This window comes from Herbaspirillum sp. CF444 (assembly GCF_000282135.1).
Taxonomy (GTDB): Bacteria; Pseudomonadota; Gammaproteobacteria; order Burkholderiales; family Burkholderiaceae_D; genus Herbaspirillum.
On record NZ_AKJW01000083.1, the window covers coordinates 80,267 to 93,847 of the forward strand.

Here is a 13,581-nt window from a genome sequence, read left to right on the forward strand (position 1 = left end):
CCCGGCTCAATCGGCTTCGTGCACCTCAATCGCATCGACGCGATCAGGATAAAACGCCACGTGATCCTTGATCGCCGCGACGGCGGGATACGGATCTTCATAACTCCAGACGGCATTGACCGAACGCTCGCCGCCGCTCGGGATGCTGTAGTACGCGCACTCGCCTTTATAAGGGCAATAGGTGTTGTGCTCGGTGCGCGCCAACAGCGACATGTCCACGTCCTTGCGCGGAATATAGTACACCGGCGGATACGCCGCCTCGCGCAGCGTCAGCGCCGCAGCGGAATCGGCGACGGTGCGGCCGCCCAGCGTGACGACGATGCGCGCCTTGCCGGATTCGATGGTGATCGGATGATCGGGGCCGGGAATCTTGACTGTTCTGGTGTTCATGAATAACTCCTGATGATTCGCGTTCCGGCTGAGTAAACCGCAACCAATTCCAATAAAAAAGGCTTGCAGTTTTCTACCTGCAAGCCTTTTCATTTACGCGATTACTTGTGAAGGATATCGGCAAGATTCTTGTTGTTCATGCCAAAGCTGGCAATCGCCACCAGCCCCAGCAATCCCAGCGCACTGCCCAACCACATCGTGGAAGGAATGCCGACTGCATCCACCACCACGCCGCCGACGAAGGAACCGACGGCAATGGCCACCTGCACGATGCTGACGAACAGCGCCGAACCGGCTTCCGGCAGATCGGGCGACGCCAGTTGCAGCCAGATGCTAAGGCACAGCGGGATGGCGCCGAACGCAATACCCCAGGCGATCACCATCGAGGTCACGCCAAAGCCGGAGGCATGCACCAGCGGCAAGCACAGCAAGGCAATCATCAATACCGTGACCATGCCGAACAACGATGCCTGCAAATGACGCGTCACCACCGCCGAGATAGCCAGATTGGAAACGAAGCCCACAAAGCCGAACGCCAGCAGCACGGTCGTGATCGACGACAGGCTGAAACCGTTCTGACCGAGAAAAGGCGCGATGTAGGTGTACGACGAAAAGTGCGCGCCGAACACCAGGGCCACCATCAGCAGACTCTTGCGCGGATTGGCGCGGCTCACCAGCGTGGTCAGATCACGGAAGCGAATCGCTGCCTTGGAAGGCAAGGACGGCAACAACAAGGTCTGCGCGGCCAGCGCCAGCGCCGCCAGGATGCCGGTGGCGATGAACGATGCGCGCCACGACGACAGACCGCTGATGAAGGTGCCCAGCGGAACGCCGATCACGGTCGCAAAGGTCACGCCGCTGAGGATCATGGCCGTCGCTTTCGCTGCATGCTCTTGTTTCACCAGACGGCCGGCAGTCGCCAGCGCCAGAGTCCAGAAGCCGCCCAAGGCAGCACCAAGCAGCGCGCGCCCCAACAACATCACGCCGAATGAAGGCGCAAACGCCGACACCAGATTCGACGCCAGCAGCAACACCGACAACATCAGCAAGATGAAGCGGCGATTGATACGCCCCGCCCCCAGCATCAAGCCGGGCGCCGAGATGGCTGCGACCACGCCCGGCGTCGTCACCATCAGGCCGGCGGTGCCCGGCGAGACGCCGAGCTCATGCGCGATTTGCGGCAACAAGCCGACCGGCAAGAACTCCGTCGTCACGAACGCAAACGCACCAATCGCCACCGATACCACCGACAGCCACGACCGCAACGGCGACGCCGCGTTCTCGGCCGCACTGAGCGGATCGTGCGGAACGCCGTCCCGTACACCGCCTACCGCGATATTTTTTTCCATGTAAAACTCCTGAACTTTGTTTGCCCTTGCGCCGCCCCGGCGCCGAGCCGATTAATCTGGATTGAATGCTGCACTGACTGCATTCGCTTGCATCTTGTTTCGTCGCCTGTGATGCCGATGACGTGTCATCAAATGCCATCACTTGATTGTTTAAACTGTCTTATTTTTTATGACAGTTATGAAATAAAAATTAGGACCTCAGAGGATCCTTCTTTTCAGGTACAGCTTGTCTCGTTATATGCGAAATCTAAGATTCGACCTCGTCGGAAATTTTATTCACAAGCTCGGACAGTTTCCTGCCCTTCAAAATCTTCAGCATCGCGCCTTCGACCTCGGTGATCACCGGCTCCAACGCCATGTCCATGCCGCAGCTGACGGGGCAACACAAATCCTTGGGCCGCGTATTGTGCTTCAATACCGGCTCGTCCTCCACCGCCTGATAAATTTCCGCCAGGCTGATCTGCGAAGCCGGCCGCGCCAACTGCGCGCCACCGCCCCGGCCTTCCTTCGTCACCACCAGATGCGCTTTCGACAACTTGCACAGCAATTCGCGCACAAACACGGGATTGGTGTTGACGCTGGTCGCAATGGCGGACGAGGGAAGAAACTCTTTCCCCTCCCGGGTCGCGTGCTCGACGCTGACCAATATGTGTGCCGCCACGGCAAATCGACTCGACTTCATACTGTATTTATATTCGATACAGATACTGAAGTCAACCAACTTCGCTGAATATGCTTATGCCGCTTTCATGCCGACCTGCAAAAGCAAAAGCCCCGCAGACATGCGAGGCCTTCAGATTCACCGGCTCCCGGGGCCGTGTTGCACTACGGAAGCAATTCTAGCACGCGTCATTCATGCTTGCCGGAGCAAGCCTTTGCCGACCTCATCCGTATAAAAAAATGCAGACACGGGGACCTTGGCGCCGACATGATAAATTGCGACAAATCATGCCCAAGCAACCGCCGGCGCGGAAAAAGAACTGCCCCGACAGGGTTCGCCGCACCTGAAAAAAACCGACAACAATGAGGAGTCCCCATGCCAGAAGCCCAAGTCACCGCAAACTATCGTTTTGTCGGCGCCTATCAGGAAGTCAATACCCGGATCGCGCAACGCCAGCAAGCCTTGACCATTTACGTATCGATGATACTGAGCCTGCTCGCCGCCCTCGTCGCGCTGAAGCCCGGCACGGCAGGCGCCACCTTGCCCATCCAGTGGCTGGTGCTGGGTTTTCCCGTTGCCTCCACGTTTCTGGCGCTGATGAGCTACAAGGCCGAAATGGCGATCACCAACCTGCGCCGCTTTCTGTGCGCGCTGGAACGCCTGGGCAATGAAAACGGCAACGTCCCGAGTTACAACGCCAATCCGACGTGGTCCATCAACGCGAACCGCGCGCGACACATGCAGGATTATGCAGCGGCGTTGCTGGCGCTGGCGGGAAATGCCGTCGGCTTGCTGGCCGCGGTAAAAATCTACCCGACGCAATTCAGCGAAAATCCCTCGGCTATCTGGATTGCCGGCGTTGTCGCGCTGGCGTCGCTCGTCTTCCTGCTGTGGATTCCGAAGCTGAGTTTCATTCCTGCCGACGACGATCCGCAAGGCGCCTGAACACGAATTGCCGATCGCAATAGAAAAGGGCCGCATGAACATGCGGCCCTTTTGAATTCTGGCTCCCCGACCTGGACTCGAACCAGGGACCTGCGGATTAACAGTCCGTCGCTCTACCGACTGAGCTATCAGGGAACAGCTGAGGGCGCGATTATGAACTAATTTTTATTTCCTCGCCATAGCTTTGCGGAAGAAATTAACAACTCAGTTTCACATCATGCCGCCACACTTTCACTCACCGTGCGGCATCAGAAAAAGCATCCCGAAGAAGGCTTTTTAATTCTCTATAAATTGAAAAAGCCCCGCACGGATGCGAGGCTTTTCGAATTTTTTGGCTCCCCGACCTGGACTCGAACCAGGGACCTGCGGATTAACAGTCCGTCGCTCTACCGACTGAGCTATCAGGGAACAGCTGAGAAAAAGATTATGACCGGAATTTTACTTGCTGTCAAAACCTTTTTGCATCCCGACCATTTTCAGGCCGGAATGCGCTCCCCCTGTTTAGAGGACTTTGGCGATGGCGTCGACGACGGCGTCGATGTTCTTCGTATTCAGCGCAGCAACGCAGATACGACCGGTGTCGACCGCGTAGATCGAGAACTCGGTGCGCAGACGTTCGACTTGCGCCTTGGTCAGGCCCGAGTACGAGAACATGCCGCGTTGCTTGATGACGAAATCGAAATCATGCGCCGGCGCCTTCTCTTTCAGCTTGGCAACCAGCAGCTGGCGCATTTCGCGGATGCGCACGCGCATCTCGGCCAGTTCGCTTTCCCACAGGGCGCGCAGTTCCGGCGATGCCAGCGCAGTCGCAACCACCTGGCCACCGTGGATCGGCGGGTTGGAATAGTTGGTGCGGACCACGCGCTTCAGTTGCGACAGCACGCGTGCGGCTTCTTCGTTGGTGGCGGCGACGATGCTCAGCGCGCCGACGCGTTCGCCGTACAGCGAGAACGACTTCGAGAACGAGTTCGATACGAACAGCGGGCCGCCGGCTTCCGCGAAACGGCGCACCACCTTGCCGTCTTCTTCGATGCCGTCGCCGAAGCCTTGATAAGCCATGTCGAGGAAAGGAATCAGGCCGCGCGAAGTCACGACTTCGATCACTTGCGTCCATTGATCGGCAGTCAGATCGGCGCCGGTCGGGTTGTGGCAGCATGCGTGCAGCAGCACGACCGAGCCGGCGGCCATGGTCTTGAGCGCATCCAGCATGCCGGCGAAGTTCACGCCGCGGGTAGCCGCGTCGTAGTAGGGATAGTTGTTGACGGTGAAGCCCGCCATTTCAAACAGGGCGCGGTGGTTTTCCCAGCTTGGATCGCTGATCCAGACCTGGGTGCCTGCCGGCGAGAAATGCTTCAGGAAGTCGGCGCCCAGCTTCAGTGCGCCAGTGCCGCCCAGCGCCTGCACGGTCAATGCGCGCTTCTCTTGAACAACCGCGCTGTCGGCACCAAATACCAACTCTTGGACTGCCTTGTCGTACGTTGCCAGACCGTCGATCGGCAGGTAGGTACGCGGCGCCAGTTTGGCGGCCAGTTCAGCCTCCGCTTTTTTCACGCACTCCAGCAGCGGCACCTTGCCGTTATCGTCGTAATAAACGCCGACGCCGAGGTTGGTCTTGCCTGGATTCTTGTCGGCATTAAAACCTTCCGTGATGCCGAGAATAGGGTCGCGTGGCGCCATTTCGATGGCGGTGAAAAGGGAGGAGGCTGAGAGAGGTGCGTTCATCGTGATAACATAAAAAGTTAGCTGCAAATGTGGATTGCAGTCGGGATGGATGCAGGGCAAAGCCGCGAGCCGAGCACCGTTTTGCAACGCATAATTTTACCAAAGGTCGAATGACAATGGCTGATTTATCCCCCTTAAGTACCGTTGCCCCTACTCTCGACGAGGGTAAGTTCCTGACTTTCCCCGATTCCCCGTATCGCCTGTACCAGCCCTTCCCGCCTGCCGGCGACCAGCCCGCGGCGATCGACAAGCTGGTCGAAGGGGTCAATGACGGCCTGTTCTTTCAGACCTTGCTGGGCGTCACCGGTTCGGGCAAGACCTACACCATGGCCAACACCATCGCCCGCCTCGGCCGGCCGGCGATCGTTTTCGCACCGAACAAAACGCTGGCGGCGCAGTTATATAGCGAATTTCGTGAGTTCTTTCCGCAGAACGCGGTCGAATATTTCGTCAGCTACTACGACTATTACCAGCCGGAAGCCTACGTGCCGCAGCGCGACTTGTTCATCGAGAAAGATTCCTCGATCAACGAACACATCGAACAGATGCGCCTGTCCTGCACCAAATCGCTCATGGAACGCCGCGACGTTGTGATTGTGGCAACCGTGTCCGCCATCTACGGTATCGGTAACCCGAACGAATACCATCAGATGATCCTGACCCTGCGCGCCAAGGACAAGGTCAGCCAGCGCGACGTCATCGCGCGCCTGATCCAGATGCAATACTCGCGCAATGAAGTCGACTTCGGCCGCGGCACCTTCCGCGTGCGCGGCGACACCATCGACGTGTTCCCGGCCGAACATGCCGAGCTGGCGGTGCGCATCGAAATGTTCGACGACGAAATCGACAGCCTGCAATTGTTCGACCCGCTGACCGGCCGCGTGCGCCAGAAGATTCCGCGCTTCACGGTCTATCCCGGCTCGCACTACGTCACGCCGCGCGCCACGGTGCTGCGCGCCATCGAGACCATCAAGGACGAGCTGCGCGAACGCCTGGAATTCTTCCGCAAGGAAAACAAGCTGATCGAAGAACAGCGCCTGGAACAGCGCACGCGCTTCGACATCGAAATGATGACCGAGATCGGCTTCACCAAAGGCATCGAAAACTATTCGCGCCATCTGTCCGGCGCCAAGGCCGGCGATCCGCCGCCGACGCTGGTCGACTACCTGCCGCAGGACGCCATCATGTTCCTCGACGAGTCGCACGTACTGATCGGCCAGTTGAACGGCATGTACAACGGCGACCGCGCGCGCAAGACCAACCTGGTCGACTACGGCTTCCGCCTGCCGTCGGCGCTGGACAACCGGCCGCTGAAGTTCGACGAGTTCCAGGGCAAGATGCGTCAGACCGTGTTCGTCTCGGCCACGCCGGCGGATTTTGAAAACAGCCACGCCGATCAGGTGGTCGAGCAAGTAGTGCGTCCGACCGGCCTGGTCGATCCGCTGATTCAGGTGCGCCCCGCCAGCACACAGGTCGACGACCTGATGCAGGAAATCACCATCCGCGTCAAAAAGAACGAGCGCGTGCTGGTGACCACGCTGACCAAACGCATGGCCGAACAGCTGACCGAATTCCTCAGCGACAACGGCATCAAGGTGCGCTACCTGCACAGCGACATCGACACCGTCGAGCGCGTCGAAATCATCCGCGACCTGCGTCTGGGCACCTTCGACGTGCTGGTCGGCATCAACCTGCTGCGCGAAGGCCTGGACATTCCCGAAGTGTCGCTGGTGGCCATCCTCGACGCCGACAAGGAAGGCTTCCTGCGGTCCGAACGCAGCCTGATCCAGACCATCGGCCGCGCCGCGCGTAACCTCAACGGCATGGCGATCCTGTACGGCGACAAGGTCACCGACTCGATGCACCGCGCCATCGGCGAAACCGAACGACGCCGGGCCAAGCAAGTTGCCTTCAACGAAGCGAACGGCATCACGCCGATGGGCATCAAGAAGGAAATCCGCGAACTCATCGACGGCGTCTACAGCCCGCAGGAAGCGCGTGTCGAACTGATGGTCGCGCAAGAGCAAGCCAACTACGAGGCCATGAGCGAGAAGCAGGTCAGCAAGGAAATCAAGCGCCTGGAAAAACTCATGCTGGACCACGCCAAGAACCTGGAATTCGAAAAGGCCGCCAAGGTGCGCGATCAGTTGCATCAGCTCAAGCAGCAATTGTTCGGCGCCGCCGGCGACGATACGATTGCCGTGGCCTGATCGCGCAACACTCCCGGCATCCGGATCGTCCCAAGCTGCCCGCATTGATTTATCATGCGGGCAGTTTTTTATTTTCTACCTATTCCATTCATCAGACATCTTCCATGCCGGCAACCGTTCCTTCCGCCCTGCTCGATCTTTGCGCCACCGCCGATCCGTCCTGGCAGGCGATCCTGAAAACCGGCCTGCAAGCCATCGCGGATGCCGATCCTGCCTATCTGCCCGCCTTGGTGCAAGACGTCACCTACCTGCCGACGGATGGCCGCATCTTCGCCGCCTTCAGGCAACCGCTCGATGCGGTGCGCTATGTACTGGTCGGCGAAGGTCCCTATCCGCGCGCAGCCAGCGCCACCGGCGTGTGCTTCATGGACGGCGCGGTCGGCTCGCTGTGGTCGGACAAGGGACTCTCCAAGCAAGTCAATCGCGCCACCTCGCTGCGCAACTTCATGAAAATGCTGCTGGTCGCCGATGGCCAGGTCCCGGCCGACAACACCAGCGGCGACGCCCTGCTCGACATCGCCGCCAAAGCGCAGGCCGATACCGCCGGCACCATCCAGACGCTGTCCGACCTGCAGGACAACCTGACCGCGCACGGTTTCCTGCTGCTCAACGCCAGCCTGGTGTTCCGCACGCACGTGGCGCCGGTGAAAGACGCCAAGGCCTGGAAGCCGTTCTTCGAAACCGTATTGAAAGGCCTTGCGCAACACAACCAGGCTGCCAGCAAGACGCTGCCGACGCTGGTCCTGTGGGGAAAAATCGCCGAACAGTTGCACGGCTTGCCGGTCGTGCAAAGCTTCCCGCGTGCGGTGGCGGAACATCCCTACAACCTCAGCTTCATCGCCCACGGCGGCATGCAAAAACTGTTCGGCGACATGCATCTGCTGCAAAAACAAAAGTAGGACGCACGTTTGTTGCGGGCATGAAAAAACGGCGCAGGCAATATGCCTGCGCCGTTTTTTATTCCGCTACGCCGGGAACGCTTAAAACTCTTCCCAGGATCCGTCGCCATCGCCGCCCGTCTTGGCCGGCTTGCCTTCGCTCGCCGGTTTGGCGGCGGCAATCCTGGCGACTTCCGGCTTGGCCGGTGTGGCTGATTTGGCTTTCAATGCCGGCGCCGGCGGCGTCACGTTGACGCTGCGCTTGACCACTGCTTTGGCAACGCGCGCGGCCGGCATCGCGGCCCTGTCTTCGAGTTTGAACTCAGCCACCACGTCGGCCAGATGCGCCGCCTGATCCTGCAACGATTGTGCGGCCGCCGCGGCTTGCTCCACCAGGGCGGCATTCTGCTGCGTCGCTTCATCCATCTGCGTGATGGCGCGACCGATCTCGGCAATACCCGAACTTTGCTCCTGGCTCGCCGCGCTGATTTCGCCGACGATGTCGGTTACGCGACGCACGCTGGACACCACTTCAGTCATGGTGTTGCCGGCTTGCGCCACCAACTGGCTACCGGCATCGACTTCATGCACGGAGGCGTCGATCAGCGTCTTGATCTCTTTCGCCGCAGTGGCGCTGCGTTGCGCGAGACTGCGCACTTCCGACGCCACCACCGCGAAGCCGCGGCCCTGCTCGCCGGCGCGTGCGGCTTCCACCGCTGCATTGAGCGCGAGAATATTGGTTTGGAAAGCGATGCCGTCAATCACGCTGATGATGTCGACGATCTTGCGCGCCGAGGCGTTGATCGACCCCATGGTGTCGACCACCTGCGCCACCACCGCGCCACCCTGCACCGCGACCTCGGATGCCGAGACGGCCAGCTGGTTGGCTTGGCGCGCGTTGTCGGCGTTTTGCTTGACGGTGGAAGTCAGCTCTTCCATGGCGGACGCGGTTTCTTCGAGCGAGCCGGCTTGCTGTTCAGTGCGGCCGGACAAGTCGAGATTGCCGCTGGCGATTTCGCTCGACGAGGTTTTCACGGATACGCTGGCGTTGCGGATTTCCAGCAAGGTCCCGGCGATCTTGTCGATGAAACGGTTGAATGCATTGGCGATCTGCGACAACTCGTCCCGCCCCTGCGTATCCAGGCGACGCGTGAGATCGCCTTCGCCGGAAGCGATGTCTTCCAGTGCATCGCGCACCACGCTCAGACGTTTCAGCAAACCGGTAATCGTCAACGTCAACAGGATGCCTGCGACAACGATCGCAAGGATCGCAGCGACGACGGAGGTCGTCAGCAACGTCGTGATCGAATGCGTCGCTTCCGCATAATTCAAGGCCACGACCAGCGACCAGTCGGTGCCTTCGATCGTTTTGGTGTAGAGCAAATGATTGACGCCGTTGATCTTGGCTTCGCCGCCCTTTTCCATCGATGCCAGCGATTGTGCGGTCAGCGCCGGGTCGAGCGCCGATACCGGCTTCAGCGCCAATTCTTTGTTGGGGTGCGTGATGATCACGCCGTCCTTGCCGACGATGAAGGCGAAGCTGCTCGGCGTCGGCTTGATGCCGGCGACATTGCGCACGACGTTGTCGAGCTGCACGTCGGAACCGACCACGGCTTTCACGTCGGCCTTGCCGCCGACCGCCTCGGCGAAGGTGACGACCAGTTTGCCGGTGGTGGCGTCGACATAGGGTGCGGTCAGCACCGGCGTACCGGCATTGACGGCCTGCACGTACCACGGCCGCCCGGTCGGGTCATAGCCGGCCGGCATCGGATGCAAGGCCAGCATGCGCTTGTCGGGATAGCCGATATAAGCGTCGTCGAAGGCACCCGCCTCTTTCGCCGCAGAGACGATGGGGATAACGTCAGCCTGGCTCAGCGCCTGTTTCATCGAGCCGGTGATGGTGCGCTTGCTGCGCACCCACTCGGCAATGTTGGCTGCATTGGTGTCGGTCAGTTGCGCCATCTGCGTGTGCAAATTTGCGAGGGTATCGCGTCGCACGCTGAAAATATTGGCGACGCTCAAGGCGATCATGGCGAACGCGACGATCAGGGCACAGATGACGATGAGCCGTGTGCGGAGTGAGGACAGCATGGTATTCCCCCTTAAGAAAAAATAGTCGCCATTTTCTTATTCATACTGGAAGGCAACATTGAATGGCGACAACATCGGACCGGAGACTGACAATCGACTATTGCGTGCTGCGACGAAACCTATCCTCACCTTGCGCTCGAATATAGCAGGTAATTATGTCAATCCTGTTTCGCGAAAAATCAATGCAAACATTTTTGCAGGTTGGCGAGCGGCAAGGCGTTCGCCATGCCGGAAACGAAGAGGTAGTCTCCCATGCGTCTGACGCAGGGACATTGACGGCATGAGTTTGCCCTGCGTCGCATCAGCGCGCATTGCATTGTCGGCGACAATGCGATCCCCGGCCTGAGCGCGGGTCAAAGCCCGGCAGGCTTGGGAATCGGCATGACGCACGAATTCCGGTTCAACTCATCGGTAGGAATGACGGCACCCTCTGCGGGCGCCTTTGCGGGATGAAAGCGAGGCATCGTAGCGATTCGCCTCGCTTCGATATCGTCTTCCCGCAGAACATGCGGCGTCTGCGGAGCGACATCTGTTTGCTGTAAGCCGGTGGATTGCTTCCGGCTCGTTCTCCTGTCGCTTCAAACCCGATCGTCAGATCGAGATGCGCGCAGCATTTTTTTAACATCTCTGGCATCACGCCAATATCATTCAGTCTTTACGACTGCCTTGCTTCCGATTTATCTATCAGATTTGCGATTGCAGTTGCGACAAAGCCACCAGATGGCTGCGATTGAGTTCACGCAGACGACGCTCCAGATCGGCGTGGCTGTCGACGCCTTCCAGATATGGGGCGTCATTGATATCGAACAAGGGGCCGTTCATGGCTGGCTTGGACGACGAAAAAGCGCGTTCGACAAAGAACTGGAAAGCTTCCAGCAAACTCTGTAAATTATTAGAAAAACCGGCAGATTGATAAGTAGACATTTCTTTCCTTCATATAAATAACGTTGCAGTGATGGTGAGAATAGGGGCTGCCTCCTACTTTAAAAAGCAATATTTTCCGACACCACCATAAGAAAAACTAACACCATGAGCATTTCCCTGCCCCCGCTGAAGGCCCTCAAAGTGTTCGAAGCGGCCGTGCGCACGCGGAGTTTGACGATCGCCGCGCACGAATTGCATATCACGCATAGCGCCGTGAGTCAGCAAATAAAATTGTTGGAAGAACATTTCGGCCAACCCTTGTTTATTCGTCTTCCGCGTGGCGTGGAAGCAACGGAGGCGGCGCAAGTGTTTTATACCGAGGTGCGCGCCGCCCTCGACCGCATCGCCATGGCGGCGGAACAACTGACCCTGACCGGCAAGAACCGCATCGTGCGCGTGATCACTGCGCCGTCGGTGGCGATGCGCTGGCTGATTCCGCGGCTGTCGCAGTTCCAGATCGACAACCCGCGCATTGAAGTACGCGTCACGACGACGGTGTCGGAACACTTTGAAGACGTCAAGGATCCCTTCGACGTGGTGCTGTGGCGCAGCCCGCTGGAGCGCAGCGGCTTTGAGTGCGTGCGCTTCCTCGATGACGTCTCGGCGCCGCTGGCCTCGCCGCATTATCTTGAATTGCATCCGATCAGCAAGCCGGCCGACTTGCTGCAGGCCTCATTGATTCACCTGAGCGTGCGCGCGGATGCGTGGCAGCAATGGCTGATCAAGGCGGGCGTGCCGGTGAAGAAGAGGTTGCCGGGAACCAGTTACGAGCACTTCTTCCTGAGCTTGCAGGCGGCATCGACGGATCTGGGGATAGCGATGGGATCGCTGGCGCTGGTCGACGACGACTTGTCGCACGGCCGCTTGCGCCAGTTGTTTCCGGAGGTGGTGTTGCACGGCCAAGGCTTCCACATGCTGCATCGGACTGCCGACGGCAGCAATGGCAACGCCCTGAAGACCTTCATCTCGTGGCTGATGCTGATGGGACAGGCGTCAGCCTACGATCCGAAGAAGATTTTTTAGTCCAGGGACAAACGCCCGCGGCGTTTGCCCAGGCTTTTTATTCTGCCGATTCCAGCACGTGAACCGCGCGCGCCGCGATCAAGTCTTTCGACTTTTCGCGGTAGTCCAGCATGTGCGGTTGCGTGAAGTGGACTTTGAGCGCCTCGGCGCTTTCCCATTTTTCGATGAAGGCGAAAGTATCCGGGCCAAGCTCGGCTTGCGCGCCGCCGAAGCCCGGCACGTCGATGACAGGACCGTAATCGATGCATCCCTGTTCGGCGCGTACGGCAGCCAGATTGGCGCGCACCAGCTTGAGCAGCTCTTCGCGCTTGCCGGGCTTGGCGGTAATGATTGCGACTACGTGGACCATGTTGTCATCTCCTTTATGCGTTTCTTGGTTTAGGAAAAACGACAAGGATACGCGAAGTCCGGATTTCGTGACGATGCAGGCTTGCTCCCTGCCCTGCGCAGTTTTCCGTCGAGGCAATCAATTCAGTTTCAACCGCGCCAGCAACTGTTCGATGTTGTATCGCATCAGCTTCAGGTAAGTCGGCGCCGGGCCGTCGGCTTGCGACAGCGCATCGGCATACAGTTTTCCGCCCGGCGTGACGCCGGCTTCCTTGCTGATCTGTTGCAACAGCTTGGGGCTGCTCATGTTTTCGATGAAGACGGCCCGGATTTTTTCCTTGCGGATCTGGCGGATCAGATTGGCGACTTCCTTCGCGCTCGGCTCGCTGTCGGTCGACACGCCTTGCGGCGCGAGGAACCTGACCTGATAGTGCGCGCCGAAATATTCAAACGCGTCATGCGAAGTGATCACCTTGCGCTTGGCGTCGGGAAACTGCGCGAACTGCTGCGTGGCCCAGCGATCCAGCTCGTTGAGCTTGGCGACGTAGGCGTCGCCGTTCTTTTGATAAACGGCAGCGCCGGCCGGATCGAGCTTGCTCAGTGCGGCGACGATGTTGCGCGTATAGACGACGATGTTGGCCGGATTTTGCCAGGCGTGCGGATCGTTCTTGCCATGATGATGGTCGTGATCATCATGCTCATCGCTGATGCGGTCGCGCACGACGATGCCGTTCGATGCAACGACGATGTCGCCGCGGTAATTGGCCGATTGCACGACGCGCTCCATCCAGCCTTCAAAACCGAGTCCGTTGATGACCACCAGTTTGGCGCGGGCGACCGACTTGATATGGTCGGGAGCAGGCTGAAACACGTGCGCATCCTGATCGGGGCCGACCAGCGTGGTCACGGCGATGCGGTCGCCGCCGACATTGGCGACGATGTCGCCGAGGATGCTGAAGCTGGCGACGACCGGCAATCTGGCGTCGGCCGCGGATGCAGACGATACCTGCGCAACCAGCGCGACAGCAAGCAACAAGATGTGACGAAACAGTTTCACGACG

General features: G+C 59.2%; 12 protein-coding genes and 2 tRNA genes. 4 read left to right on the plus strand and 10 right to left on the minus strand.

What is annotated here, in order from left to right:
- Positions 1-6 precede the first annotated feature (6 nt).
- The 3 genes from PMI16_RS19405 to PMI16_RS19415 form a co-directional block, all read right to left on the minus strand.
- Complete coding sequence (locus tag PMI16_RS19405) at positions 7-390, minus strand: DUF427 domain-containing protein (protein WP_007882654.1); 384 nt, start codon at positions 388-390, stop codon at positions 7-9.
- Positions 391-491: 101 nt separating this feature from the next.
- Positions 492-1,739 (minus strand): MFS transporter, encoded by a 1,248-nt coding sequence (locus tag PMI16_RS19410; protein WP_007882656.1) that lies wholly within the window; start codon positions 1,737-1,739, stop codon positions 492-494.
- A gap of 247 nt (positions 1,740-1,986) precedes the next feature.
- Entirely contained in the window at positions 1,987-2,421 is a 435-nt protein-coding gene (locus tag PMI16_RS19415) for an Rrf2 family transcriptional regulator (protein ID WP_034381316.1), read from the minus strand.
- A gap of 354 nt (positions 2,422-2,775) precedes the next feature.
- Here PMI16_RS19415 and PMI16_RS19420 point away from each other — a divergent pair, with 354 nt between their 5' ends.
- Positions 2,776-3,345 carry a hypothetical protein gene (locus tag PMI16_RS19420; RefSeq protein WP_007882668.1) on the plus strand — a complete coding sequence of 190 codons (570 nt, stop codon included), beginning with the start codon at positions 2,776-2,778 and terminating at the stop codon, positions 3,343-3,345.
- 59 nt (positions 3,346-3,404) lie between these two features.
- Here PMI16_RS19420 and PMI16_RS19425 read toward each other — a convergent pair.
- The 3 genes from PMI16_RS19425 to PMI16_RS19435 form a co-directional block, all read right to left on the minus strand.
- Positions 3,405-3,480 (minus strand) — tRNA-Asn (locus tag PMI16_RS19425).
- Between the two features lie 197 nt (positions 3,481-3,677).
- Positions 3,678-3,753, minus strand: a tRNA-Asn gene (locus PMI16_RS19430).
- Between the two features lie 93 nt (positions 3,754-3,846).
- On the minus strand, positions 3,847-5,067 hold the full coding sequence (locus tag PMI16_RS19435; RefSeq protein ID WP_007882669.1) for an amino acid aminotransferase: 1,221 nt from the start codon (positions 5,065-5,067) through the stop codon (positions 3,847-3,849).
- Positions 5,068-5,183: 116 nt separating this feature from the next.
- Between PMI16_RS19435 and uvrB the strand changes: the two genes are divergently transcribed.
- Complete coding sequence (gene uvrB, locus PMI16_RS19440; RefSeq protein WP_007882670.1) at positions 5,184-7,277, plus strand: excinuclease ABC subunit UvrB; 2,094 nt, start codon at positions 5,184-5,186, stop codon at positions 7,275-7,277.
- A gap of 104 nt (positions 7,278-7,381) precedes the next feature.
- On the plus strand, positions 7,382-8,176 hold the full coding sequence (locus tag PMI16_RS19445) for a hypothetical protein (protein WP_007882671.1): 795 nt from the start codon (positions 7,382-7,384) through the stop codon (positions 8,174-8,176).
- An 81-nt stretch (positions 8,177-8,257) separates the two neighbouring features.
- Here the strand turns inward: PMI16_RS19445 and PMI16_RS19450 are convergent, their stop codons facing one another.
- Together PMI16_RS19450 and PMI16_RS19455 are read right to left on the minus strand one after the other, a co-directional pair.
- Positions 8,258-10,246: a methyl-accepting chemotaxis protein gene (locus PMI16_RS19450; protein WP_007882672.1), complete on the minus strand. Its 1,989-nt coding sequence runs from the start codon at positions 10,244-10,246 to the stop codon at positions 8,258-8,260.
- A 684-nt stretch (positions 10,247-10,930) separates the two neighbouring features.
- Entirely contained in the window at positions 10,931-11,170 is a 240-nt protein-coding gene (locus PMI16_RS19455; RefSeq protein WP_007882675.1) for a hypothetical protein, read from the minus strand.
- 105 nt (positions 11,171-11,275) lie between these two features.
- On the opposite strand from PMI16_RS19455, the gene PMI16_RS19460 reads away from it, so the two are divergent.
- The gene (locus tag PMI16_RS19460) at positions 11,276-12,193 is read left to right on the plus strand and encodes a LysR substrate-binding domain-containing protein (RefSeq protein WP_007882677.1); all 918 of its coding nucleotides are present in this window, start codon (positions 11,276-11,278) and stop codon (positions 12,191-12,193) included.
- A gap of 37 nt (positions 12,194-12,230) precedes the next feature.
- Here the strand turns inward: PMI16_RS19460 and PMI16_RS19465 are convergent, their stop codons facing one another.
- The gene (locus PMI16_RS19465; protein WP_007882678.1) at positions 12,231-12,542 is read right to left on the minus strand and encodes a putative quinol monooxygenase; all 312 of its coding nucleotides are present in this window, start codon (positions 12,540-12,542) and stop codon (positions 12,231-12,233) included.
- 117 nt (positions 12,543-12,659) lie between these two features.
- Positions 12,660-13,577: a metal ABC transporter substrate-binding protein gene (locus tag PMI16_RS19470; protein ID WP_007882679.1), complete on the minus strand. Its 918-nt coding sequence runs from the start codon at positions 13,575-13,577 to the stop codon at positions 12,660-12,662.
- Positions 13,578-13,581: the final 4 nt, after the last annotated feature.

What these genes read in the sequence shown, in the direction of transcription:
- PMI16_RS19405 (WP_007882654.1), bottom strand. Translation starts at nt 390, where the DNA reads ATGAACACCAGAACAGTCAAGATTCCCGGCCCCGATCATCCGATCACC.
- PMI16_RS19410 (WP_007882656.1), bottom strand. Translation starts at nt 1,739, where the DNA reads ATGGAAAAAAATATCGCGGTAGGCGGTGTACGGGACGGCGTTCCGCAC.
- PMI16_RS19415 (WP_034381316.1), bottom strand. Translation starts at nt 2,421, where the DNA reads ATGAAGTCGAGTCGATTTGCCGTGGCGGCACACATATTGGTCAGCGTC.
- PMI16_RS19420 (WP_007882668.1), top strand. Translation starts at nt 2,776, where the DNA reads ATGCCAGAAGCCCAAGTCACCGCAAACTATCGTTTTGTCGGCGCCTAT.
- PMI16_RS19435 (WP_007882669.1), bottom strand. Translation starts at nt 5,067, where the DNA reads ATGAACGCACCTCTCTCAGCCTCCTCCCTTTTCACCGCCATCGAAATG.
- uvrB (WP_007882670.1), top strand. Translation starts at nt 5,184, where the DNA reads ATGGCTGATTTATCCCCCTTAAGTACCGTTGCCCCTACTCTCGACGAG.
- PMI16_RS19445 (WP_007882671.1), top strand. Translation starts at nt 7,382, where the DNA reads ATGCCGGCAACCGTTCCTTCCGCCCTGCTCGATCTTTGCGCCACCGCC.
- PMI16_RS19450 (WP_007882672.1), bottom strand. Translation starts at nt 10,246, where the DNA reads ATGCTGTCCTCACTCCGCACACGGCTCATCGTCATCTGTGCCCTGATC.
- PMI16_RS19455 (WP_007882675.1), bottom strand. Translation starts at nt 11,170, where the DNA reads ATGTCTACTTATCAATCTGCCGGTTTTTCTAATAATTTACAGAGTTTG.
- PMI16_RS19460 (WP_007882677.1), top strand. Translation starts at nt 11,276, where the DNA reads ATGAGCATTTCCCTGCCCCCGCTGAAGGCCCTCAAAGTGTTCGAAGCG.
- PMI16_RS19465 (WP_007882678.1), bottom strand. Translation starts at nt 12,542, where the DNA reads ATGGTCCACGTAGTCGCAATCATTACCGCCAAGCCCGGCAAGCGCGAA.